General features: G+C 70.1%; 19 protein-coding genes and 3 pseudogenes. 6 read left to right on the top strand and 16 right to left on the bottom strand.

Features of this window, described 5'->3' with window-relative positions:
* Window positions 1-300: 300 nt before the first annotated feature.
* The 10 genes and pseudogenes from SGA01_RS18395 to SGA01_RS18350 form a co-directional block, all read right to left on the bottom strand.
* Window positions 301-876 (bottom strand): DM13 domain-containing protein, encoded by a 576-nt coding sequence (locus SGA01_RS18395; protein WP_371866061.1) that lies wholly within the window; start codon window positions 874-876, stop codon window positions 301-303.
* Window positions 877-1,210: 334 nt separating this feature from the next.
* Complete coding sequence (locus SGA01_RS18390; protein ID WP_141297570.1) at window positions 1,211-1,480, bottom strand: hypothetical protein; 270 nt, start codon at window positions 1,478-1,480, stop codon at window positions 1,211-1,213.
* Window positions 1,477-2,778, bottom strand: coding sequence for a Na+/H+ antiporter NhaA (gene nhaA, locus SGA01_RS18385; protein ID WP_141297569.1), 1,302 nt, complete (start codon window positions 2,776-2,778; stop codon window positions 1,477-1,479). The genes SGA01_RS18390 and nhaA overlap by 4 nt, the downstream gene beginning before the upstream one ends.
* A 230-nt stretch (window positions 2,779-3,008) precedes the next feature.
* Window positions 3,009-4,255, bottom strand: a pseudogene (locus SGA01_RS18380) (alanine/glycine:cation symporter family protein).
* Between the two features lie 416 nt (window positions 4,256-4,671).
* A complete protein-coding gene (locus SGA01_RS18375; RefSeq protein ID WP_141297568.1) occupies window positions 4,672-5,730 on the bottom strand; it encodes an SPFH domain-containing protein in 1,059 nt (352 codons plus the stop codon).
* Window positions 5,731-5,733: 3 nt separating this feature from the next.
* A complete protein-coding gene (locus SGA01_RS18370) occupies window positions 5,734-6,165 on the bottom strand; it encodes an NfeD family protein (RefSeq protein WP_141297567.1) in 432 nt (143 codons plus the stop codon).
* Between the two features lie 142 nt (window positions 6,166-6,307).
* Entirely contained in the window at window positions 6,308-6,538 is a 231-nt protein-coding gene (locus tag SGA01_RS18365; RefSeq protein ID WP_141297566.1) for a hypothetical protein, read from the bottom strand.
* Between the two features lie 21 nt (window positions 6,539-6,559).
* Window positions 6,560-11,425 carry a DNA repair ATPase gene (locus SGA01_RS18360; RefSeq protein ID WP_141297565.1) on the bottom strand — a complete coding sequence of 1,622 codons (4,866 nt, stop codon included), beginning with the start codon at window positions 11,423-11,425 and terminating at the stop codon, window positions 6,560-6,562.
* Between the two features lie 99 nt (window positions 11,426-11,524).
* Window positions 11,525-13,549 (bottom strand): flotillin family protein, encoded by a 2,025-nt coding sequence (locus SGA01_RS18355; RefSeq protein ID WP_141297564.1) that lies wholly within the window; start codon window positions 13,547-13,549, stop codon window positions 11,525-11,527.
* Window positions 13,550-13,645: 96 nt separating this feature from the next.
* Window positions 13,646-14,119 (bottom strand): hypothetical protein, encoded by a 474-nt coding sequence (locus tag SGA01_RS18350; RefSeq protein WP_141297563.1) that lies wholly within the window; start codon window positions 14,117-14,119, stop codon window positions 13,646-13,648.
* Between the two features lie 205 nt (window positions 14,120-14,324).
* Here SGA01_RS18350 and SGA01_RS18345 point away from each other — a divergent pair, with 205 nt between their 5' ends.
* Window positions 14,325-15,386, top strand: a complete 1,062-nt coding sequence (locus SGA01_RS18345; protein WP_229918453.1) for a PucR family transcriptional regulator — start codon at window positions 14,325-14,327, stop codon at window positions 15,384-15,386.
* Between the two features lie 101 nt (window positions 15,387-15,487).
* Window positions 15,488-15,796 (top strand): DUF3040 domain-containing protein, encoded by a 309-nt coding sequence (locus tag SGA01_RS18340; RefSeq protein WP_141297561.1) that lies wholly within the window; start codon window positions 15,488-15,490, stop codon window positions 15,794-15,796.
* Between the two features lie 31 nt (window positions 15,797-15,827).
* On the opposite strand, the gene SGA01_RS18335 is transcribed toward SGA01_RS18340, so the two are convergent.
* Window positions 15,828-16,595: an ABC transporter permease gene (locus SGA01_RS18335; protein ID WP_141297560.1), complete on the bottom strand. Its 768-nt coding sequence runs from the start codon at window positions 16,593-16,595 to the stop codon at window positions 15,828-15,830.
* A 30-nt stretch (window positions 16,596-16,625) separates the two neighbouring features.
* The gene (locus SGA01_RS18330; protein WP_141297559.1) at window positions 16,626-17,555 is read right to left on the bottom strand and encodes an ABC transporter ATP-binding protein; all 930 of its coding nucleotides are present in this window, start codon (window positions 17,553-17,555) and stop codon (window positions 16,626-16,628) included.
* A gap of 94 nt (window positions 17,556-17,649) precedes the next feature.
* Between SGA01_RS18330 and SGA01_RS18325 the strand changes: the two genes are divergently transcribed.
* On the top strand, window positions 17,650-18,129 hold the full coding sequence (locus SGA01_RS18325; RefSeq protein ID WP_141297558.1) for a GbsR/MarR family transcriptional regulator: 480 nt from the start codon (window positions 17,650-17,652) through the stop codon (window positions 18,127-18,129).
* Between the two features lie 339 nt (window positions 18,130-18,468).
* On the opposite strand, the gene SGA01_RS18320 is transcribed toward SGA01_RS18325, so the two are convergent.
* From SGA01_RS18320 to SGA01_RS18305, 4 genes are all read right to left on the bottom strand, one after another.
* The gene (locus tag SGA01_RS18320) at window positions 18,469-18,780 is read right to left on the bottom strand and encodes a hypothetical protein (RefSeq protein ID WP_141297557.1); all 312 of its coding nucleotides are present in this window, start codon (window positions 18,778-18,780) and stop codon (window positions 18,469-18,471) included.
* Window positions 18,777-19,073 carry a hypothetical protein gene (locus SGA01_RS18315; RefSeq protein WP_141297556.1) on the bottom strand — a complete coding sequence of 99 codons (297 nt, stop codon included), beginning with the start codon at window positions 19,071-19,073 and terminating at the stop codon, window positions 18,777-18,779. Before SGA01_RS18315 ends, SGA01_RS18320 begins: the two co-directional genes overlap by 4 nt.
* A gap of 74 nt (window positions 19,074-19,147) precedes the next feature.
* Entirely contained in the window at window positions 19,148-19,867 is a 720-nt protein-coding gene (locus SGA01_RS18310) for a potassium channel family protein (protein WP_141297555.1), read from the bottom strand.
* Window positions 19,860-21,233 carry a TrkH family potassium uptake protein gene (locus SGA01_RS18305; protein ID WP_229918454.1) on the bottom strand — a complete coding sequence of 458 codons (1,374 nt, stop codon included), beginning with the start codon at window positions 21,231-21,233 and terminating at the stop codon, window positions 19,860-19,862. The genes SGA01_RS18310 and SGA01_RS18305 overlap by 8 nt, the downstream gene beginning before the upstream one ends.
* 135 nt (window positions 21,234-21,368) lie before the next feature.
* Between SGA01_RS18305 and SGA01_RS18300 the strand changes: the two genes are divergently transcribed.
* The 3 genes and pseudogenes from SGA01_RS18300 to SGA01_RS42125 all read left to right on the top strand — a co-directional run.
* Window positions 21,369-22,253, top strand: a complete 885-nt coding sequence (locus tag SGA01_RS18300) for an alpha/beta fold hydrolase (protein WP_141297553.1) — start codon at window positions 21,369-21,371, stop codon at window positions 22,251-22,253.
* Window positions 22,254-22,355: 102 nt separating this feature from the next.
* Window positions 22,356-22,863, top strand: a pseudogene (locus tag SGA01_RS18295) (NfeD C-terminal domain-containing protein).
* A 49-nt stretch (window positions 22,864-22,912) separates the two neighbouring features.
* Window positions 22,913-23,069, top strand: a pseudogene (locus tag SGA01_RS42125) (flotillin family protein); the annotation flags it as partial.

Genomic DNA, 23,069 nt, shown 5'->3' with positions numbered 1-23,069 from the left:
CTCCCCAGCTGGCACTGCTTCGGCAGGAGCATGGCCCTGGTCAAGTCTCCCCTCGATCGGCCAGTGGGCCCGCCCGCTTCCAGCCAGGTTGCGACTCGACGTGTCATCCGGCCTCGGGGAATATCGACAGCGGTTATCAGTGAGAACGATCATGATCGGCAAGACGCCCCTAGGTCCTGGTGAGCCCGGCGGTGGGGTCGAGATAGGCGATTCTCCGACCACGCGCTCACCGCGGCGTAAGTGTGAGGGAGCCCCCGGGGCGCATCGCGCCGCGGGTCGGCTCCCGGGGATTCCGGCCGGTCAGACGCGGGCGAGGGCGGCGGCTCCGAAGGAGACGTCGAAACGGTCGCACCAGATGCTGACGCTCGGGTACTTCGACCAGTCGACGTCTGCGGGCAGGGGATAGTTCTGGTCGCCCTTGTTTCCCTTGAGCTTGGCGAGGCTGACGTACTGGCCGTCGTCGAAGACTCCCCACCCGGCCTTGCCCTCCTTGACCGGCGCGTCGCTCAACCAGACGCGCAGATCGGGGCCGTTGCTCGTGTCGAGTCCTTCCAGCCGGAGCGTGTGGGTGCCGTCGGCGAGACGGACCACCTTCACCGTGCCGGTGGTCGCGTGTTCATGGCTGATGAACGTGCCCTGCGCGACCGTGACCGGCCCGGCGGGCGGCGCGGTCACCGAAGCCGAAGGGCCCGATTCCGTCGTCGGTGTGCCGGCGGGTGGTGTCGTGGACGGCGCGACCGCGGAGGGCAGCGCCTCATGGACCGTCTCGTCCACCCACAGGGCCCACGGCTTGAACCACGCCAACCCTGCCGCCACGGCCACTACGGCAGCGGCCACCAGGCCCGCCCACGGCTTCCTGCTCCGGCCCCGTTCCACTGGCACTCTCCCGTTTCTGCTTGCCGTCACCATCTGACCGTCATCCAACGCTGCTTGGCGCCTACGGGGAAGAACCCGGCGGATGACGAAGGTCTTACCCTTCCTTGGCCCGCCTCACATGCGGCGGAGTACCGCCGTGCCTCCCGGCACCCCGGTCAGGGCCAGCCCCGCAGGGGCCGAGGAACCCCCACAGGGGCGACCGTGCCGCGAGCTTGCGTGCCGCGCGGGCTCGCCGACAGGTTCACGACGCGTCGGCCGTCCCGTGAGGCAAGCCGTGAGCGGCACCAGGCACGGCCCCGTACGCGCCACGCTCCACGGGGCGTACAACACGGGCTCAGCCCTCCTTGTGGCAGATGCGGGCCACGAGGAGAGCCGCAAGACCTGCCCAGGGCAAGTGCGCCGGGCCGGACAGATGCCAGCACAAGGCGCCCAGCACCGCGGCCGTGATGAGGAGCACGAAAAGTGCTCGCCCGCTCTGGAGGAACACCCACTCCTGCTGGGCACTTCCCGGCTGCTTCATCTCGTGCACGGCGGTGCGGATGACCAGAAGGGCGAGCACGACGGCCGCGCCGAGAAACGCCGGGGCCATGCCCTGCTCGTTCACCTCGCGCCGCCGTGCCTCGCGCCGGACTGGTAGATGTCGGGGATGCCGTCGGCGTCGTCGTCGCGCTCTTCCTCTTCCCACAGCTGCTTGTAGATGCGGTTGCGGCGGCGCAGGAGTACGGCTGCGAGGGCGGCGGCGGTGAGGGAGCCGACGAGGACGGCGGTCTTGACGTGTTCGGCTTCGGGGCCTGTCGGGAAGGCGAGTTCGCCGATGAGGAGGGCGACGGTGAAGCCGATCCCGGCCAGGGTGGCGAGTCCGAAGACGTCGGCCCAGGCGAGGTCGGGGTTGAGCTGGGCGCGGGTGAAGCGTGCGGCGAGGTAGGTGCCGAGGAAGATGCCGAGGATCTTGCCCGCGACGAGGCCGATGACGACTCCGAGGGGTTCGGGGTCGGTGAAGACGTGGACGAGGGCGCCGCCCGAGATGCCGACACCTGCCGCGAACAGGGCGAAGAGGGGGACGGCGACACCGGCGGAGAAGGGATGCACGAGGTGGGAGACACGGGCCGCCGGGGACCGTGCCTCGCCCTTGTCACGGGTGGTGCGCAGGATGAGGCCCATGGCGACACCGGCGACGGTGGCGTGGACGCCGGAGTTGTACATCAGCGCCCAGACCGCGATGCCCAGGGGTACGTACCACCACCAGCCGCGCACCCGGAGGCGCTGGAGGACGTAGAAGGCGGCGAGTCCGGCGAAGGCCGCGCCCAGGGCCCAGAAGTTGAGGTCGGAGGTGAAGAAGACGGCGATGATGAGGATGGCGCCGAGGTCGTCGACGACGGCCAGGGTGAGCAGGAACGCGCGCAGCGCGGAGGGCAGGTGGGTGCTGAGGACGGCGAGGACCGCGAGCGCGAAGGCGATGTCCGTGGCCATGGGTACGGCCCAGCCCTCAAGACTGCCACCGCCGATGGCGACGGTGAGTACGTAGAGGGCGGCGGGGACGGCCATGCCGCAGACGGCGGCGACGACGGGCAGGGCGGCGGTGGCGGGGGTGCGCAGCTCACCGACGACGAACTCGCGTTTCAGCTCGATGCCGGCGACGAGGAAGAACACCGCGAGCAGGCCGTCGGCCGTCCAGTGGGCGACCGAGAGGTCCAGGCCGAGGGCGGGGATGCCGAAGTGGAAGTCGCGTATCTGCTCGTACGCCTCGCTCCACGGACTGTTCGCCCATGCGAGCGCGACGACAGCGGCGGCGAGCAGGACCAGTCCTCCGACGGTCTCGGTGCGCAGGGCCTCGGCGACGGCCTGCCGTTCGGGCCAGGGCAGCAGGCCGAGAATCACCTTGCGCGGGCGTGACTGCGTCATGAGGGAAAGGCCTCCGGGATGGGTTGACGGGCGGGCACAAGGCCCCTCGACGCCGACCAGACTTCCCGGCACACCAGCGCATCGCATTGACGCGTTCTTTACACCCTATCGAGCGCCGGGGGACCTCGCCAGGGCGTCTCTCAGCTGCCGAGACGGGTTGAAGGGCCCTGCTTCTCACCAAGGCGCGAGGTGAGGGCAGGACCCTTCGGGAGCCGGGCCGCCGGGGGCGGTCAGACGGTGGTCTTCACCGGCTCCTGGTCGGTGTCCTCGACCGTGTCCTCGTCCGTGTCGAGGCCTGCGTCGCGCCTCTTCACGAAGGCGAGGAAGGTGTTCAGCTCCCGCTTGACGACCGGGGCGAGGAGGTAGAGGCCGATGATGTTGATGACGGCGAGCATGAAGAGCACCGCGTCGGCCATGTCGATCAGGGTCTGGAGCGTGAGCAGGGAGCCCGCGACCGCGAAGAGGGTGTAGAGGACCTTGAAGGTCAGCTCGCTGGCCCTGCTGCGGCCGAAGAGGTGGGTCCAGGCCTTCATGCAGTAGTAGCCCCAGGTCAGCACCGTGGAGATCGCGAACAGCATCACCGCGACGGTGAGGATGTACGGGAACCAGGGCATGACCGTGCCGAAGGCGTCGGAGGTGATGGTGACGCCGCCGATGGACTCACCGCCGTTACGGAGCTCGACGTAGCTGGCGGGGTTCGCGATGACGATGGTCAGCGCGGTCATGGTGCAGATGACGACCGTGTCGATGAAGGGCTCAAGCAGGGCGACCAGGCCCTCGCTCGCGGGGTGCTTGGTCTTCACCGCGGAGTGGGCGATCGGGGCCGAGCCGAGGCCGGCCTCGTTGGAGAACGCGGCACGCTTGAAGCCGATGATCAGCGCGCCCAAGACCCGCCGAACAGGCCGAAGAACAGAATCATGAACGAGGCGAGGACGGCGAGGACCTTGCCGAGGGTCTTGCCGTTCTTGCCGAAGCGCTCGGCGAGGCCCTTGGGCAGGTAGTGCATGGGACCGCCGGAGACGGTGCCGTCGGCGTGCACCTCGCGGTACTTCACGCCGAGCGTGACCTCGACGAACTTTGTGGCCATGCCGAGCAGGCCGCACAGGATCATCCAGAACGTGGCGCCGGGACCGCCGATGGACACCGCGACGGCAACACAGGCGATGTTGCCGAGACCGACCGTGCCGGACAAGGCGGCGGTCAGCGCCTGGACGTGGTTGACCTCGCCGGCCGACCCCTTCTCGTCGTACTTGCCGCGCACCACGTCGATGGCGAGGCGGAACTTGCGCAGCTGCACGAAGCCGAACCAGCCGGTGAAGACCGGACCGGCGACGACGAGCCACGCCACGATCAGCGGAAGCTCCGTACCTCCGACGGGCACGGAGTAGAAGACGACTTCGCCAAGCCAGGTGGCTATCGGCTCGAAGAAGCCACTGACCGCCTTGTCGACGGACTGGGTGAGGGAATCGAGAGACACGGTGGGGCCCTCGGAAGCGCAGGACCGGCGCGCGGGAGGCAGCGCCGGTGGGGGTGCGGTCTTTGAGCGAACGCCGTTGTCCGGTCGGCGACCCGAGTGATCGACGCCCGTGGACGCGGAGCGTGATCATCTCGGTCGTACTGCCGGTACGTGCCCGGCATCCCGCAGGACGGCGAGGGGTGGTGCCACCTGCGGAGTTGCGCATTCCTACCACAGCAGCCCACCCCTGCTGTGTGACGCATCTCGCATCACGCACGGTGAGCTACGAAAGGTGCAGGTGCCGTGACGCGACCGTTATCCGGACGGGCCTATCCGTTCATCGTGCACCTATTCTTTCTGGTCAGGAGCTCGCGACAGGGCACTCCTGCCACCCGGCGGGACGCGTCGGCGACGGCAGGAGCTTGACCGGCCGTCCCTTACCTGCCCTCTGGTGCCTGCGGCTCCTGGCGGCCGGCGGTGAAGGGATACGTGTCGGCATCGGCCTCGGCCGCGTCGGCAAGTGCCTCGGCGGCGGCTTGCGCCGCCTTCGCCGCGTCGGCGGCCGCCTGGGTGGCGGCCTCGTCCTCCGCGGACGTCTCCCGGGTGGCCGGAGACGGGGGCAGCACCTCGTTGAAGGCGCGGGACACCCCTTGAAGCGCCGAGGTGACCTCGCTGGGGATCACCCAGAAGGTGCTGCCCGCGCCCTGGGCGAGCTGGGGCAGCACCTGCATGTACTGGTAGGCGAGGAGCTTGGGGTCGGGGTCGTTGCGGTGGACGGCCTGGAAGACCTCGTCGATGGCCCGGGACTGCCCCTCGGCCTTGAGGATCTCGGCGGTGCGGTTGCCTTCCGCCCGGAGCACGGCGGCCTGCTTGTCCCCCTCGGCGGTGAGGATCTGCGACTGACGCTGCCCCTCCGCCCCCAGGATCGCCGCCCGCTTGTCGCGCTCGGCGCGCATCTGCTTCTCCATGGCGTCCTTGATGGACTGCGGAGGGTCGATGGCCTTGATCTCCACGCGGTTGACCCTCAGCCCCCACTTTCCCGTCGCCTCGTCGAGCACGCCACGGAGCTGGTTGTTGATGGTGTCACGGGAGGTCAGGGTCTTCTCCAGGTCCATCGAGCCGACGACGTTGCGCAGGGTGGTGACGGTGAGCTGTTCGACGCCCTGCAGGAAGTCGGCGATCTCATAGGCGGCCGCTCGTGGATCGGTGACCTGGAAGTACAGCACGGTGTCGATCTCGACGACCAGGTTGTCCTCGGTGATGACCGGCTGCGGCCGGAACGAAACCACCTGTTCCCTCAGGTCGATCACCGGATAGACGCGGTCGACATAGGGGATGACGAGGTTGAGGCCCGGCCTCAGGGTGCGCCGGTAGCGGCCGAGGCGTTCGACGTTGCGAGCCCGCGCCTGCGGCACGATGCGTACCGCCCGCACCACGGTGAACACCGCGAGCGCCGCGAGGATCAGACCCGCTATGAGCAGTCCCGGCACGTCCATGACTCACTCCCGGGGATAGACGACGGCGGTGGCGCCATCGATCTCCATGACGTCGACGGTCGCCCCCGGAGGTATCACCAGCGTCTCGTCGTAGGCGCGGGCCGTCCACTCCTCGCCACCGATGCGGACCCTGCCGCCCAGGCCCGTCACTTCCGACACGACACGGGCGGAGCGGCCCACCAGCGCGTCCGTGCCGAAGCGCTCGGTCTGCGGCTTGAGCAGATGGCGCGCGGCGACGGGGCGCACGAACAACAGGCTGGTCGCGGCCAGAGCGGTGAAAACCACGAGCTGCAAGGGCGGTGAGAGCCCCAGGGCGGCGGTTCCCGCGGTGACCGCCGCGGCGACGCCGAGGATCCCGAGCGCGGCGGTGAGGGTGAAGATCTCCGCCACCGCCAGCACCCCTGCGGCGATCAACCAGACCAGCCATAGATCCATGGCGCTCTCCCGGCAGGCGCGACTCCGCGAAGGGATGAACAAAACGTGCACCTTTCGGCGTTTCTACCCCTTTTTGTGAGGTGGCACGCTCGGGCAGGCTTGTCGGCCTGCTCCAAGCGCGCTTGGAGCAGGCCGACAAGCGTCAGCGTTCCCGCTTCTCTCGGTACGTCCTAAGGTCGCGGTTGACGAAGAGGTGGACGTATCCGCACGACCGGCAGATCAAACCGGTGGCCGACTCGTTCGCCCACGCCATGTTGAAGAGCTCCATCCCCGTGCTGTTCAGCAGCACCTCCCGCTTGCGGAACGTGTCGTTGTCGCACATCAGGCAGCGGATCGGGTGCTCTCCGATCGCGGCGTGCAAATCCCGGGCCATGTGATCTCCTCCCTTCCCTCGTCAGAGCCGGTGGTGGTGGTCGGAAGCAGGTACGGCGTCGGCGTCGGCGCATGCTGCGTGCCGCCCGGCGGGGCGGGCGAGGAGGTGGCGCGGGTCCGTCGCGCGGGTGATCGCGGTCTCGACGGCGGTGATGCGGTCGGCGAGCAGGCCGAGGGCGGCGACCGCCCGGACGAGGGGGTCGTCGGTGGAGTCGCCGAGGGCCCGGGTGCGGTTGTGGGCGGCGGTGATCTCGGTCCAGCGGGCGGCCTGTGCCGGGGTGAGGACGCCGCGGAGCCCGGCGAGCTTGAGTAGGTTGGCCTCGGCTTCGGTGGTGAGGGTCTGGGCCTCGGCGGTGTAGTGGTCGTCGACGACGGCGGCGAGTTCGGCGTCGTTCATGGCGGGTGAGATACGGGCCGTGATCTTGTTCATGGTGCGGTACGAGCCCTGGAGCCGGAAGGGCGGTTCGGTGCGGGCCGCGTCGGCGGAGGCGGCGGAGGCGACGTAGGCCTCGTTGACGGCGAGGACCGTCTCGCGGACGGCGAGGAGGTGGCGGAGGACGGAGAGGATCCGGTCGAGTTCGGCCGGGGCGTAGGGGTGAGTGAGCCGGTCGCGGCGCGCGGTCGGGTCGTCGGCCGCCAGCCGGGTCAGGAGCTCCAGGTCGGTGCGGTCGCGTCCGGCGAGGGGGGCGAGGACGGGGTGGGAGGTGAGGGCGTTCTCGACGAAGCTGAACGCGAAGGCATCCTCTTTGCCCGTCAGTACGTCGCCGAGGTTCCACACGTCGGCCCGGTTGGCGAGCATGTCCGGGACGCGGAAGGCCTGTCCCGACTCGGTGTACGGGTTTCCCGCCATGCAGACGGCGAAGCGCTTGCCGCGCAGGTCGTGGCCGTTCAGGGTCCGTGTGGCGTCGCAGAGCGGGATGAATTTCTGCAGGAACTCCGGCGAGGTGTGCTGGATGTCGTCGACATACAGCAGGACGTTGCCGGCCGCGGTCAGCGCGAAGTCGATCTTCTCCAGTTCCCGGCGGGCGGTGGCGTCGGGTGCCTCATCGGGGTCGAGGGAGACGGTCCGCTGCCCGAGAGCAGGCCCGTCGACCTTGACCAGGAGCAGGCCGAGGCGGTCGGCGACGTACTCGATCAGCGTGGTCTTGCCGTAGCCGGGCGGGGAGAGGAGCAGCAGCAGGCCCTGGGAGTCGCTCCGCTTGGCGTCTCCGGCCGCGCCGAGCTGTTTGGCGAGGTTGTCGCCGATGAGGGGGAGGTAGACCTCGTCGACGAGCCGGTTGCGGACGAAGGACGACACGACCCGGGGCCGGTACTCGTCAAGGCGGAGCCGGTCGCGCTCGGTGGCGACAAGCCGGGCCCTGCGCTCCTGGTACGCGCGGAAGGCCGGCACGTCGGTGGCGGCGAAATCCCGCGTCCTGGTCAGGAACTCGTCGAGGCGCAGCTCCAGCGCGCGTCCCTCCACGCGGGGGTGGCTGCCCAGGAGTCCGGTGACCGTCTCCGTGGTGGGGGCGGCGATGTCGTAGCGGTCGAGGTCCGGGCAGAGTTCGACCGCGACGGCCTCGGCCAGTACGCCTTCGTCGAACCGTTCTCCGGACGCCGACGCGTAGGAGGTGAGCCATGCCTCGACGAGCTGGCGCCGCGCGCGCGGTCCCGTGAGGGAGGCGAGGGCGTCGTCGTAGGCGGAGGTGCCGACGGCGCGGCGGAACTTGTCGAGCAGGGTTCGTGCGGCGTCCGAGACGGCGAAGCCCGCCGGTGCGGTGGTGAGTTCCTCGATCAGGTACGAGGCGGCAGTCTGGTTGCCGATCTCCTCGGCCAGCTCGTTCCGCAGGCCGTCGAGGGCAGACTCCGCGCCGAAGAGGTCGCGTGCCCGGGTCAGGGCGTCGGCCCGGCGGGTCCACTGCTCGCGGGCGTCGGCGGTGGCGGCGTGGGCCCAGAAGAGCTGGGCGGTCGCTCGCGCAGGGGCCGGGTACCTGAGCAGTCCGATCCGTTCGTGCAGACGGAGGACGGCCTCCAGGATCGCCGCCGTGTCGTGATCGTGGACGCCGCGCTCGTACCCCTCGTCGTACGCGGCCTCGGCGGCACGTCGCGCGAGTGCGGACAGGTCCTCGCCCGCCAGGCTGCCGGGGCCGTGCTCGGCCAGGAGGCGTGCGGCCAAATATTCGGACCGGTAGACGTCCGGCGATTCGGAGGGCAGGGTCCGGTCCCAGAAGGGGCGGGTCTCGGCGAACGCCGGGTCGGTGACCGGCACGCGGTAGTCGGTGCCGGTGAGGGCGAGGGCGAGGGCGTCCTCGTGCGGCACGAGGGTGACTTCGGGGGGCTGCCGGTTGACGGCGAAGCGGTGCCGGCCGAGCCGGATCGTGGCGCCGCCGTCGGAGAACAGGTCGGTACGGTCCCGCAGCGCCCGTCCGGCTTCCTGCCGGGCGGCGCCGAGGCGGCCCTCCAGTTCCTCCGCCCGTGTCTCGTCGCCGAGTTCCCTCAACTCGGCGCCGGTGCGCCGGACCTTGGCGACCATGGGGTCGGAGGCGAAGTACGTGTTCACCTCGTCCAGATCGGCCAGGGTCGCGGCGCGGCGGGCGATCGCTTCCAGAACGCGGCCGGCCGATGCCGCGAGGCGCTCGGCGCGGCGGGCGCGGGTGTCCTGGAGGGACTGTCTGCGCGTGGTGAAGGCGTCGTACATCTCGGCCCGTTTGTCGGCGATCTCACCGAGGAAGCCGTCGTGCTCGGCGAACCGCGACTCCAGGTTCTCCAGCTGGAGGAGCAGCCGGCCGAGCTGGTCGTCGCAGCGGTCCGGGGTGTCCGCGGCGGCCAGGGCTCCCGTGACGGCCTGACCGAGCAGGGCGAACTCGGCGGTGAACTCCGCCCGGCCCTCCTGGTCGAGGAGTTCGGCGCGACGGGCGGCGAGGAGGGCCCGGACGCGGTTCAGCACGCCCAGGACGTCGGCGATCCGTTCCAGGACCGAGGTGCGGACGGTGGCGTCGCCGATGTCGAGTCCGGCGATGATCTCGCTGAGGGTCCGCAGGCCGGTGGTGTGCGTGTCGATCATGCCGGCGACCGGGCCCGTGCCCGCCACGGTGGTGACGGCGCCGGCCTCCGTCGCGAGCCGCTCCGCCTCGGCGTGGTGTGCGGTGAAGGCGTCCTCGCGCTGGAGGAAGGCGACGGCTCGCTGGGCGGCCGAGGCGATGTCGGCCTCGACGTCCCCGGCGAGGGTGTCGATGCCTGCCGTGTCGGCGTACCGCATGTCCTTGAGGGTCACCAGGTGGCCCTGTGCCCGGCGGAGTTCGGTGATCCGGGAGATCCACTCCTCGGCGGTGGCGGGCGCCTCGCCCCGGATGCGCCGTACCAGTCGGCCGACCTGCTGGGCGGCCTCCGCGAAAGCCTCCGCCGCCTGTCGGGTGAGCGTGGTCACGGTCTCGAACTCGTCGAGGACCTGCGCGGCGGTGGCCCGGAGTTCGGTCAGCGGGGTGCGCAGGTCGCCTGTCTCCGGGTCTCCCAGCCAGTGGTGGACGTCGCCCGCGCGCACACACGCGGCGACGAGTGCCTCGTAGACCTCGCCGGCGGGGGTCAGCTCGGTGGCCTGACGGGCGATCGACAGGCAGTCGGCGACCCCGCGGACGAGATCCGCGTTGCCGATGCGGGCCAGCGGGCCGTCCACCGCAGGGGTCACGTGCGTGTCGGAGACGTACGGAGTCCGCCAGATCTGCACGGGGTGGACCCGGCCGGGCTCGCCGGTCTCGTCGCGCAGCACGACCATCGTCCCGTCGTCGAGCAGCGCGTATCCGCGGCAGGAGACGGGACGGGTGATCTCCTTCCGGATCAGGTTGTACGGCAGGAGAAGACCGCGACGCTCCGGCCGGGTGTGGAAGGCGAAGAGGAGATCCTCACCGTTGGGCGAACGGATCAGCCGGTCGAAGACCAGTCCCGAAGTGTCGGTATCGAAGGTCCGCACCTCGCCGGAGGCCAGGCAGTAGCCACCGGGGAACACGACCCCCTCGTCGCCGGGCAATCGCAGACACGCCTGAGCGAGTCCGTCGAGCCTGACCACGCTCCCGGTCAGGGCGTTGAAGACGAGGTGGCGGACGGCCTCCTCCTTGTACGGGCGGACGCGCACCAGGATCAGGGCGCCCACGGCCGCGTACGCGACCTCGGCGTCGGCCAGCGCCTGGAGCGGTTCGTCGACCGGCTCGGCGTACACGCCCTCGGCCGTCTCGGCGTCGTTCTCCGTCTTGACCGTGAGCGTTCCGCCGACCGTGGAGACGAAGAGGCGGCCGTCGAGCGAGATGTGCGGGTGCCGCCCTTGGACATGGTCACCGCGGGTCGTCTCCACCCAGTCGACGTCGTGCGAGGGAGGGACGACGTGGTCGCGTTCTCCCTGGGCGTCGAGGAACCGCGTCTCGCCGGACTGCCCGATCGACCAGCGCAGGACGCGGATGTCGTCGGCCTTCTGCCCGGTCCGGAAGACGGCGAGGAGCCGGCCCTCCACGCGCCTCAGCCGGAGCAGGCGCGTGCCTCGGAAGTACCGGTGCAGCGCCGAGAACTCCCGTACGAAGCCGGGGTCGTCGAGGAGTCCGGGCACCGCGCCCTCGGGCAGCGGGTTCAGGTCGCGGTCGTGCAGCTTGAAGACGTCGGCGACCGACGGCTCGGCGCTCCCCGGGGAGGCCTGGTGGCAGCCGAACAACAGGACGTCGTCCCCGACGGCGGCGATGTCCAGCAGTACGCCGGCGCGCTCGGTGCGGACGCTGTCGGTGCCGGTGAGAGACAGTCCACCGGCACCGAAGGCGGCTGTACGGGCGCTGTTGAGCGCCTCGGCACGCCTGGCCAGCTCGGCCGCCTGCGTCGAAAGACGGTCGCGCAGCACCGCGTACGTGTCCTGGTCGATTCCGGTGCTCATGCAGATCCGCTCCTTGTCCCGTGATGGATGCGGGTCCGGCGCCGACAACCCCCGTATGCCGGCACCGGACCCGCTGTGACCGCTCCCCCCCCGGGGCGGTCAGTTCGTGACCGCGCCGTTCAGCGCGGCGGTCTCGGCCGGGGCGGTGGTGGCCTGGCCGGGCGCGTGCGCGTCGAGCACGCCGGACTTCATGACCTTTGCGAGCAGTGCCGAGACGCTCAGGTTCTGCACGTCACCCGTGGACAGCGAGCCGAGTACCTTGGTCAGGTCCTCGGTGAAGGAACCCTCGCTGTTCAACCACGGACCGGCCAGCGCCTGCGCGGTCCGGGAGTGGTCCATGAACCCGTCGACGGACTTCCCGAGCGCGATCGACTGCACGAGACGGTCGAGGAAGACGGACTCTCCGCCGACGATGTTGATGTCGGCGTTCTCCAGGCCGGTGGCGAGGACGGTGGCCTGCGCCTCGGCGACCTGCCGCTGCACCTCAAGGCCGGCGAGCCGGATGGCCTTCTCCGCCTCCAGACGGAGCCGGTACTCCTCGTGGCCACGGGAGGCCTCGTCGAGCGCGGCCATCGCCGCCGCCTTCTCAGTGAGACCGGCCGCTTCGGCCTTGAGCTTCTCGCCGATCGCGGTCGCCTCGGCCAGCGCCTTCTCTCGTGTACCGACCGCCTCGGCACGCAGCCGTGCCTCTGTGGCCTCGGCCTCGGCGCGGCCGGTCTTCTCGATCGCGTCGGCCTGCTTCTCCCGGACCTGCACCGCCGCGAGGCCTTCTGCCGCGGCCTCGGCCTGAACGCCCTCGGCGAGGCGGATCTTGGCGCGGGCGTCCATGTCGGCGGCCTTGTTGCGGGCCTCGGCCAGGGTCAGCTCCTCGGCGGCCCGGTGCACGGCCGCCTGCTCGGCCGCCTCCGCCGCCTTGATGTCCTTGACCAGCCTCTCCTGCGCCTCCGCCTCCGCCGCGATGACGACGGCCTGCCGGGTGCGCTCGGCCTCCTCGACCGTACGGAGCCGCTTGATGGACTCCTCCTGCTCGGCGACCGTACGGTCCACCGCGATCCGCTCGCGGATCACCTCGGCGATGTCCCGGCGCTCCGACTCCACCTCCTTCTCGGCGGAGATGCGGGTCAGTTCGGTCTCCCGGTCCCGGGCGATGACTTCGAGGAGACGGTCCTTCTCGATCCGCTCGTTCTCGACGGCGATGACCCGCTCGCGGTTCTTCTGGGCGACAGCGACCTCACGGGCCTGGTTCTCCCGCTGGATGCCGAGCTGCTCCTCCGTCCTGAGGAAGGCGCTCTGGGCCCGCAGCCGCTCCTCCTCCACCACCCGCGCCGTCTCGGCCTCCTCCCGGGCCCGTACGGTGTCGATCTCCCGCTTCTGCTTGATCTCCGCGTCGGCCTGGCGCCGCTCCAGCTCCAGGATCGCCTCGCGGGCGTCGACGTTCTGCCGGGTGATCTCCTTCTGCTCGTGCTGGCGGAACTCGTTCGTGCGGACGTTCTCGACGGCGGTCAGTTCCGTGATCTTGCGGATGCCCTGGGCGTCGAGGATGTTGCCGGGGTCGAGCTGGGTGAGCGGGGTCTGCTCCAGGTAGTCGATGGCCGCGTCCTCCAGGCTGTAGCCGTTGAGGTCGATGCCGATGATCTCGATGATCCGGAACCGCAGTTCCTCGCGCTTGGTGTACAGATCGGTGAAGTCGAGCTGCTTGCCGACCGTCTTGAGCGCCTCGGAGAACTTGGCGTTGAACAGCTCCTGCAGCGTCTCCTTGTCGCTGGCGCGGGCGGTGCCGATAGCCTGCGCGACCTTGATGACGTCCTCGACCGTCTTGTTGACCCGGACGAAGAACGAGATCCGGATGTCGGCGCGGATGTTGTCGCGGCAGATCAGGCCGTCCCTGCCGGTCCGGGAGATCTCGATCGTCTTCACCGAGATGTCCATGACCTCGGCCTTGTGCAGGACGGGCAGGACCACCTGCCCGGTGAAGGTGACGTCGACCTTCCTCATCTTCGAGACGATCAGCGCCTTGCCCTGTTCCACCTTGCGGAACAGCCGGCTGACCACGAAGAGCAGCGTGAGAACGATGAGCAGGACAACGGCGACGAGCACGCCGATGCCCACGGTGATGGCATCCATGAGAAACCCCGTGTCGATGGAAGAAGGGGGAGCCGCACGTACGGGCGGCGTTGTGGAAGAGCGGGCAGCGGACGGCGGGCACTCCCGGAGCGACGGCTACCTGCGTCGGGGTGTGCGCACAGCGGCACGGTGCTGCCCGAAGGCGGCGGCTCGGTCGCGTTCGGGCGGCCCCGCCGGACCTGCGGCGTCCTGCCGGGACGGCCCGGGTTCGTCGGGGAACAACTTCGCAAGCGGCCCCACGAGGCGCCGTGTCGCCCACCATGAGGCGACGGGAGCAAGCACCAGCAGGGCGAGCGAGAGCAGAGCGGACAGCGGGCGGGGCACATCGGAAAGGCCGAGGAGTACGGATCCGGTGACGCTCATGGCCCAGCCGGCGACGACGAACACGGAGGCCGCCACCGAGACGGGGACCCGGCCGAGACGCAGCCTCTCCGCGTCCACGTCGCCGTCGAAGCCCTTCCGTTCCACCGCCCCGAACAGGACGAGCAGCCAGAACACCGCCACGGCGACCAGGGCCGCGCTGAACGACAGCGAGGGGAACCCGAAGGCGGCGCTCAGGAACTCCCCCATGGCCCTCTCCCCGTGCACATCGCGGTTTCCGTCTTCCGGCACCAGGCCCGCGCCCATGCCTCCCCGTGGAGCCATCCTGCAACAGAATCGCCGCCTTGGCATTGCCGTAACCATGCAGTCTTTGACGTCTTCCTGATGCCGGTTGCGAACCCCGGCGGTCGGCATGTCAGTCTTGGTCCCCGCGCGTCAGGAACGGGGAGGGACCGTGGCGGAGAGGGAACGGGTCGAGGGGTACCTGGAGGGGTACGCCGAGATCCTTACGGGCCTGTGCGAGACCCGCCGCAGGCTCACTCCGGAGGAGCGCGCGGCCCTCCGCTCCCTCGGAGAGCGGGCCGCCGAAGCCGGCATCGGGCTGCGGGACCTCATCCGGGCCCACCTCTCCGCCGCACAGCGGGTACACCCCGGGCTGCCGAGGGCAGCCGCCGACCACCTCCTGTCCGCCGTGGAACAGGCCGTCGACGCCTTCGCCGAGGGACACGAGCGGGCACAGCACCTGGCGATGCGCCAGGAAGAGGCCGCCCGGCGGGAGTTCATCGACGACCTCCTGTACGGCCGGAGCGATCTCGGCAGGCTGGCCGAGCGCGCCGAACGCTTCGGGCTGCTCCTGTCCCACGCCCACGCGGTGGCCGTCGCCCAGGGACGGGAACCGTACAGCGACGGCTACGAGGTCACCCGTGCCGTCGAGTCCTCGCTCACCGCCCGCTTCGGCAACCGCCGCATCCTGCTCACCACCAAGGACGGCCGGCTGATCTGCGTCGCCCCGGCGGACGAACCCGCCGTGCTCGCCCACTTCGCCAAGCAGGCGCACGCCGCCACGGACGGCGGCCAGGTGGCGATCGGCCGCTCGCACCCGGGCGCGGGCGGCGTCGTCCACTCCTACGAGGAAGCCCTCAACGCCCTGGACCTCGCCGCTCGCATGAACCTCGACGAGCCGGTCCTGCACGCCGCCGACCTCCTCGTCTACCCGGTCCTCACCCGCGACCGGCAGGCCATGGCCGACCTGGTCCACACCGTCCTCGGCCCGCTGCAACAGGCACGAGGAGGCGCGAAGCCCCTCCTGGACACCCTCACGGCGTACTTCGACACCGGCTGCGTCACCGCCCAGGCGGCCCGCCGCCTCAACCTCAGCGTCCGCGCCATGACCTACCGCCTCGACCGCATCCACCGCCTGACCGGCGCCGACCCCGGCGACCCTGTCCAGCGCTACACGCTCCAGACCGCTGTCGTCGGCGCCCGCCTCCTCGGCTGGCCCGACCAACCGCTGTGACCCCGAAAGGGCGGGCACGGAACAGGACGGGCACACTCTGAAGAGAAGGGACGCGGCAGCTACGTCTGTCCACGGCTCTTGTCCGCATCAAGGCGGTCACCATGAGTTACTCCACCGACGACCAGCGGATCCTCGGCGAAATCGAGCGGGGCCTCACCCGCGACGACCCCGCCCTGGCCACCCTGATCGACGCGCTGAACCAGCAGTTCCCGGAGACACCCGAGCGACCCAAGGCCGCCCGATCCGCTCGCCGCAGCCCTCGCGTCGTGGCCGCCGTCGTGCTGTCCGTCATCGCGCTGCTTGCGTTGGTCCTCACAGCCGTTCTGGGCGCCACACCCACTCCGCCCGCAGAGGAAGACGGGCCACCCGCGTCACGCCCAGCAGCCATGGCCGTGCACCCTGCGCCGTGACCGAGCACCTGGCGACCGCTGGCCCGCCGGATCAGCCGACGTCCCGGCGGTTGAAGCGCATGACGCCTACGGCCAGGACAACGAAGGCGGTGACTGCGAGGACCGCAATGTCACCCAACTGGAAGCCGTTCTTCAACGGTTCACCGCCGATGTAGTAGTGGAACGGGGACGTGTAGGCCAGCCAGTCCGCGCCGATCTGACCGGCGAGCGCGTGGGCGGTGTACGAGAGCACACCGATGATCGCGGTTGTGGCCAGGGCGACGGCCCTGCGGCCGACGGCGGCGCCGAGGCCGAGGGAGAGGGCGCCGAAGGTGATGGCGAGAAGTGCCAGGTTGACACATTGGGCGAGGAACTCGGCGGGGGTGACGCTGGTGAGCCCGGCGCTGTCGCGGATGGCCAGCATGGCCAGCCAGACGAGGAGTGAGATCGCGCCCGCTCCCACGGTCAGCGCGGCGAAACGCTGCAGAGCGAGGCTGGTGCGGGTCACGGGATGGGCCAGGAGCAGGTCGAGCCGGCCGGCCTCCTCGTCGCCGGCGAGGGTGCGGGAGCCGGTGGAGACCCCGTAGATCATGGCGAGCAGCGGCAGGATGACGCCGAAGACGCTGGCATGCAGGTATCCGGCGGCTGTGGCGTCGATGTGCAGCGCCTCACGGAGCGCCTCGGGGAGGCTCGCGGTGTTGTCCCGTTGGGAGGGGTAGGTGCTCGCGTAGGTCATGCCGACGGCCGCGGTGCCGAGCGCCCAGCCGGCGAGTGCGCGGCGGTTGTCGGAGAGGGACTTGGCGAAGACGGCGGTGTTCATGGTGGGCCTTTCCGGTGTCGCGCGGATGCCTCAGGCCGCGGTGGAGGGAGATGTTCGGGGAGCCGCCTCCGCACCGGAGTAGTAGGAGTGGAAGACCTCCTCAAGGGCGGGCTCGGTGGCGCGAAGGCCGGTCACCGGGTAACCGGCGAGAGCCTTGATCAGGGCGTCGGGGCTGCCGATCACCTGACCGCTGAGGGTGGTGCAGGTGGCGTCGAGGCGTAGCCGGTCGGCACCGGGCAGGTCGGCGAACGCGTGCGGAGGCACCGGTGTCTCGAAGGTGACGTCGACGTCTCTGACGGCTCCGGCCCGCAGGTGGGCCACGGTGTCGAGGGCGACGAGGCGCCCGTCACGGATGATGCCGACGCGGTCGGCGACCGCGTCGACCTCGCTCATCACATGGCTGGACATGAAGACCGTCCGTCCGGCCGCCGCCGTCTCGCTGACCAGGTCCAGGAAGGTCTGCTGCACCAGGGGGTCGAGCCCTGAGGTCGGCTCGTCCAGGACGAGCAGCTCGGGCCGGTGCATGAACGCCTGGACGAGGCCGACCTTCTGACGGTTGCCTTTGGACAGCTTCCGGATCCGGGTGTTCTGGTCCAGGCCGAGCCGGTCGGCGAGGTCGTCGATGTGCTGCTGTGGCACACCGCCCCGCAGCGCGCCGAGGAAGCGGAGGTACCCGCGGACGTTCTGGCGCCCATCACAGACGAAATCGCCCGCCAGGTATCCCATCCTGGCCCGAAGTTCCATCCCCTGGGCGCGTGGTGACAACCCGAGCACCGTGGCGGTGCCGCTGGTGGGCCGGATCAGGTCAAGCAGGAGGCGAATGGTCGTCGACTTGCCCGCACCGTTGGGGCCGAGGAAGCCGAAGACCTCACCCGTCCGCACTTGGAGCGTCAGACCGGCCAGTCCCCGTCGGGCGCCGTATCGCTTGGTGAGCTCGTGGAGCTCGATCACGTTCTCCATAACTCAGAACGTATCGAGTGTTCAGAGATCTGTAAACAGTCTGAGTGTTGCGAGAACTGACTATGCTGAGGTGCGGCGGCGTCAAGGAGGAACCATGGACGAGAAGGACGTACGGCTGCGCGAAGCGGCCGAGAAGCTCGCGCTCACCCTCGCTCAGGGCGGGATGCAGAAGACCACGGCCCGCGTGATGACCGCGCTGCTGTTCAGCCAGGACGACACCATGACGGCCTCGGACCTCTGCGAGGTCCTGCAGATCAGCTCGGGCGCGGTCTCCGGCGCCGTCAAGCAGCTCATCCCTACCGGCATCATCGAACGCGCCCCCGCCCCGGGCAGCCGCCGGGACCACTACCGGTTCCGTGAGCACGCCTGGGCCACTCTGATGGGCAGCCAGAACGTGCTCCTGGCCACCATGGGGGACGCTGCGGCCGAGGGCATCAAGGCGGCGGGGCGGGAAAGCACCGCCGGACGGCGGCTCGACGAGATGGAGGACTTCTACGCCTTCATGCAGAGGGAAATGGCCGCCCTGATCGACACCTGGCAGGAACGGTACGACGCGCGGCATCCGAGCGCCTGAGAGCTGCGACACGCTTGCCGTGGTGCGTGGCTTGGCGACGTCCGGCAGGCGTGACCACAGCTCCGTACGCTTGCCTCGACCGAAGGAGAGAGCCGTATGCCGTGGCCCGTGCGACGCGAACCGCAAACCGGACCGTCCGCCCCGCTTCTGGCCGGCGGCTCGGTGCTCACAGCCGCCGGGAGCGTGATGTACCTGCTGCCTCAGCTGCAGTCTCCGCTGTGCGGGATCGGCGCGCTGGCGCTCGCGTTCACCGCTGCCGTAGCGGTATCCGCCAGGACGCGGCGCTGACGGACCGGGGCCTGTCCGGAGGCTCGCCGTGACGACCAGCCGTCCGGCACATCAGCGGCGTCTCCGTCGTGACGGCTCTGCCAGGAAGTCGTAGAGGGCCACGAGGACGATCGCGCACCCGATCAGCCCCAGAGTGATGTAGGAGCACGCTTTCAATACGCCACTCGGTGCCTCTGCCAACCGTGGCACCTCGCTGGTCAGCGCCGCCCCGTACAGCACGACGCCCGCGGCGCCGAGCAGGTGGGTGGGCGCGCCCGGCCGGGCAAGGTAGCTCGGCCTCCAGCCCAGGAGGACGGCGATGCTCGGCGCCAGAAGCAGCACCGCACCGCCGATCAGCAGGGTCCAGCTCGCCCAGGGGCTCACGTGAGAGCCCCGGAATCATCGAGGCGGGAGGAACGCGCCCGGTGGCGACGGAGCTCGAACATGCCGATCGCCGCCGTGGCGACGTAGAGGGGGAAGGCGAGTGTCTCGGCGGCGATGGTGGTTCCGGTGGCTCGGCTGAGACTGGCCGCGAGCCCGGCGCACAGCAGCAGCCCGGGCAGGGCCCGTCGCCGGCGTGGTAGCCGACGGATCCGCCAGACGCGGACGCTGACGACGGTGTTGAGGGTGAGGAAGGCGAGCGCCCACAGGGCGAGCACGACAAGAGTGAGGGGCATGGCTGGGGCTCCAGGGCAGGCGGAAGACCGTGCCGACCAGACTTCCCGGCTCACCAATGGCCTGATCCTAGTGGTCAGGGCAGGTCGGTGAAGGTCTCGACGGCTCCGGTCTTGCCGGTGACGACGATGATGTCGCCCTTTTCGACGACCGTGTCGGCGGTGGCGTAGGTGAAGTCCTCGCCGGGGCGCTTGATGCCGACGACGGTGACGCCGTACTTGCTGCGCACCCTGGACTGACCGAGGGGCTGTCCGGTGGCGGCCTTGGGGGCGACGGTCTTGACGAGGGCGTAGTCGTCGTCGAACTCGATGAAGTCGAGCATGCGGCCGGTGACGAGGTGGGCGACGCGCTCGCCCATCTCGTGCTCGGGCAGGACGACGTGGTGCACGCCGAGGCGTTCGAGGATCTTGCCGTGCTGGCGGCTGATGGCCTTGGCCCAGATGTTGGGGACGCCGGCTTCGAGGAGGTTGGAGCTGATGAGGATGCTCGCCTCGATGTCGCTGCCGATGCCGACGACGGCGCTGGAGAAGTCGTGGACGCCGAGCTGGTTCAGGACGTCGGGGTCGGTGCAGTCCGCGGCGGCGGCGTGGGTGAGGCTGTCGCTGTACTTCTGGACGAGGCGGGCGTCGGTGTCGATGCCCAGGACGTCCCAGCCCCGGCGCATCAGCTCGTTGGCCAGGGAGCTGCCGAAGCGCCCGAGGCCGATGACGGCGACGCGCTGGTCGCCCGTGGGCCGGTGCTGGCCGGTTAGCCATTGACGGCGGCGCTTGCGGAGGTTGTGGAGGTAGTTAGCCAATGACGGGTCGCTCCTCGGGCAGTTCGTACCGTCGCGTGCGTTCGCGCAGCGCGAGCGCGGAGACCAGGGTGATGGGGCCGATGCGTCCGATGAACATCAGGACGACGAGGATGAGCTGTCCGGCGGCGGGCAGGTCGGCGGTGATGCCGGTGGACAGGCCCACGGTCGCGAAGGCGGACACGACCTCGAACAGCACGGCTTCGAACGACGCCTTGCTTACCGAGAGCAGGGCGAGCGTGGCACTCATGACCAGCCCCACTCCGAGAAGCGCCACCGTCAGGGCCTGACGCAGCACATGCGGCGCGAGGCGGCGGCCGAGCACTACGGAGTTCGGCTCGCCGCGCACCTCGGCGAGGATCGCGGCGGCCAGGACGGCGAACGTGGTGACCTTGATGCCGCCGGCGGTCCCCGCGCTACCGCCGCCGATGAACATGAGCATGCACGTCATCAGGAGGGTGGAGGCGTGCAGGGCGCCGATGTCGAGGGAGTTGAAGCCCGCGGTGCGGCTCATCGCCGAGTAGAAGAAGCTGTTGAGGAACTTGCCCCAGACGTCATGCGCGCCGAGCGTGGCCGGGTTGGTCCACTCCAGCAGCCCCGTGAGTACCGTGCCGACGACCAGGAGCACCACGGTGGTGATGACGGTGAGTCTGGTGTGCAGGGTCCAGTTCTTCCGGCCGGTGGTGCGGGCGCGGTTACGGTGGCGCAGCATCTCCAGCAGGACCGGGAAGCCGATGCCGCCCAGGATGACGGCGACGGCGATCGGCAGGGTGACCCACGGGTCCTGGGCGTAGCGGGTGAGGCTGTCGGCGTGCAGGCCGAAGCCCGCGTTGTTGAACGCGGACACGGCGTGGAAGAAGCCGAGATAGGCGGCATCGCCGGTCCCGTTGCCATATCCGAAGCGGAACCGCAGCGCCAGGAAGGCACCCACGGCGAGCTCGACCATCAGCGTGGTACCGGCGACACCGAGCAGGACACGGCGTACGTCCCCGATTCCCAGGCTCTTCGTCTCGGCCTGAGCCGTCAGCTGCATCCGCAGGCGGAGCCGACCCGAGACGAGCAGGGCGAGAAGCGAGGCCATGGTCATGATGCCGAAGCCGCCGACCTGGATCAGGGCGAGGATCACGCCCTCGCCGAAGCCGCTCCAGTACGTGCCGGTGTCCACGACCGCGAGCCCCGTCACGCACACGGCCGAGGTCGAGGTGAACAGCGCGGTCAGCGCGCTGGGGGCGCCACCGTCCTCTGTCGCGAGCGGCAGCATCAACAGGACCGTGCCGACCACCACGACTCCGCCGAAGGCGAGGACGACGGTCCGGGCGGGATGCGCCGAGAAGAACGAGCGCGCACGGCGCCGTGCGACAGTGACCACGGTTCCCACGCCCCTCTCCAGCGGATACGCCATGTCTCTCGTGCCGGCGACGCGTCAGCAACACATCAAGAACGGCCGTCACCCTACCTGGGCCTTTCGGTGCCGGGGCAGCAAGCTGACGCCTACGATGCGGCCATGCCGTCGTCGATCTATCGCAGCCGGGCCGCGCACGTACGGGTTCGGGACTGGTGCGAGGCGGCCCTCGCCACCTGGCCGGTCCCTCACAGCAGAAGGCAGGTCGAGACGTCCGCCGGCCCGACGAACGTGGTCCGGACCGAACCCGGTACAGAGGTAGGGGCAGGGCGAGCGACGATCGTCCTGATACCCGGGACGAACATGAACGCGGCCGTCTCCCTGGGCTTCGCACAAGCGCTGTCGCGGGTCGCGCCCCTGATCGTCCTCGACGTGCCGGGGCAGCCCGGCCTCAGCTCCGGCGAGCGCCCGCGCCGGCACCGTATGGACTGGTACGGGCGGTGGCTCACCGAGACCCTGACACGCGTGACGCCCGATCCCGCCGTGGTCGTGGGCCATTCGCTCGGCGGGGCGATCGCCCTCGCCTCCGGCTCCGGTCTGATCGCGGGGCGCGTGCTCGTGTCGACGGCAGGACTGGTGCGGCTGCGCGTCGATGCCTCCGCGCTGGGCGCGACGGTGCCGTGGCTGCTCCGCCCCTCTGTACCGCGGGCCGAGCGACTTCTGCGACACATGTCCTCGCCCGGCGCACCCGTACCGGACGAACTCAGCCGATGGATGGCACTGGTGGGCAGCTCCTGTCACACCAGCCTCGCTCCCGCACCCCTCTCGTCCGCCGCCCTGGCGCCCGCCCGAAGCGTTCCGAGCCTGGTGGTGGCGGGATCGCACGACCCCTTCCTACCCCCGGCGAGCCTGGGCCCTGCGGCCGAGCAGCGGCTCGGCACCGTCCTGCGCGTTCTCGACGGCTGCGGGCATCTCCTGCCGGAGGAGTCACCCGTGCGCCTCGCCGCCCTCGTAGCCGAGTTCACGGACGCGTGCGGACGGCATTAAGAGCGCATAAAGACTGCCGGAATCCGGCAGTGAACACATGTGCTGTTCCGTGAAACCATCCTTGAACAACGGGAGACGCAAGGCACGGGGCAGGTGGCGTACATGGGCTGGTTTCTTGGTCTCGGCATCGCGGGTCTTGTGCTGCTCGTCCTGGCGCTGGTCTTCGACGGGGTGTTGGAGGGGGTCCTCGACTCGATCGGCGCGGGGCTTGACGGGTTTCTGTCGTTGCCTGTGGTCGCCGGGTTCGTGTCCGCGCTCGGATTCACGGGCGCGATCACGATGGGCGCCGTCGGTACGGGGGCGGGGGTCGCCACCGGTGCGGGTGTGGTCGCGGGGGGGCGTCGTGGGGTGGGGGACCTGGCGGCTCAGCCGGGCGCTGCTCCGCGACGGCGTCACGCCCGCACCGCGCGGCGAGGACCTGACCGGTACGAGCGGGTCGGTGGTGACGGCGATCCCCGTGGGCGGCTACGGCGAGGTGCTGCTGTACCTCGCGGGCCAGCCGGTGAAGTACGCGGCGAAGGCCGCGACTGCCGTCACGCGGGGCACCGAGGTGTGGGTGGAGTCCGTGCTCTCACCGACGTCCGTCTCCGTCCGCCCGGTCGAACGCTGACCGGGCGCCACGTTCTGTCCTTCTCATTCTGATCGAAGGGGGTTTCTTCATGAGCCCTGTCCTCACCGCTGTGGTGGGCATCGTCGTCCTCGTGGTCCTGCTCGGCCTCGTCGTCGTCACGCGTTACAAGGTCGCCGGGCCCAGCGAGGCGTTCATCATCACCGGCCGCCGGGGCAAGCAGGCCACCGACCCGGCCACGGGGCGGG

The organism is Streptomyces gardneri, from assembly GCF_006539185.1.
GTDB classification, from domain to species: Bacteria; Actinomycetota; Actinomycetes; order Streptomycetales; family Streptomycetaceae; genus Streptomyces; species Streptomyces gardneri.
Note: the sequence above shows the minus strand (reverse complement) of the source record. Positions and strands in the feature narration are given on the sequence as shown.

Coding starts and splice junctions, on each gene's coding strand:
- nhaA (WP_141297569.1), bottom strand. CDS start 2,778: ATGACGCAGTCACGCCCGCGCAAGGTGATTCTCGGCCTGCTGCCCTGG.
- SGA01_RS18300 (WP_141297553.1), top strand. CDS start 21,369: ATGCCGTCGTCGATCTATCGCAGCCGGGCCGCGCACGTACGGGTTCGG.
- SGA01_RS18325 (WP_141297558.1), top strand. CDS start 17,650: ATGGACGAGAAGGACGTACGGCTGCGCGAAGCGGCCGAGAAGCTCGCG.
- SGA01_RS18365 (WP_141297566.1), bottom strand. CDS start 6,538: ATGGCCCGGGATTTGCACGCCGCGATCGGAGAGCACCCGATCCGCTGC.
- SGA01_RS18330 (WP_141297559.1), bottom strand. CDS start 17,555: ATGGAGAACGTGATCGAGCTCCACGAGCTCACCAAGCGATACGGCGCC.
- SGA01_RS18370 (WP_141297567.1), bottom strand. CDS start 6,165: ATGGATCTATGGCTGGTCTGGTTGATCGCCGCAGGGGTGCTGGCGGTG.
- SGA01_RS18350 (WP_141297563.1), bottom strand. CDS start 14,119: ATGGGGGAGTTCCTGAGCGCCGCCTTCGGGTTCCCCTCGCTGTCGTTC.
- SGA01_RS18355 (WP_141297564.1), bottom strand. CDS start 13,549: ATGGATGCCATCACCGTGGGCATCGGCGTGCTCGTCGCCGTTGTCCTG.
- SGA01_RS18375 (WP_141297568.1), bottom strand. CDS start 5,730: ATGGACGTGCCGGGACTGCTCATAGCGGGTCTGATCCTCGCGGCGCTC.
- SGA01_RS18340 (WP_141297561.1), top strand. CDS start 15,488: ATGAGTTACTCCACCGACGACCAGCGGATCCTCGGCGAAATCGAGCGG.
- SGA01_RS18335 (WP_141297560.1), bottom strand. CDS start 16,595: ATGAACACCGCCGTCTTCGCCAAGTCCCTCTCCGACAACCGCCGCGCA.
- SGA01_RS18315 (WP_141297556.1), bottom strand. CDS start 19,073: ATGCCCCTCACTCTTGTCGTGCTCGCCCTGTGGGCGCTCGCCTTCCTC.
- SGA01_RS18360 (WP_141297565.1), bottom strand. CDS start 11,425: ATGAGCACCGGAATCGACCAGGACACGTACGCGGTGCTGCGCGACCGT.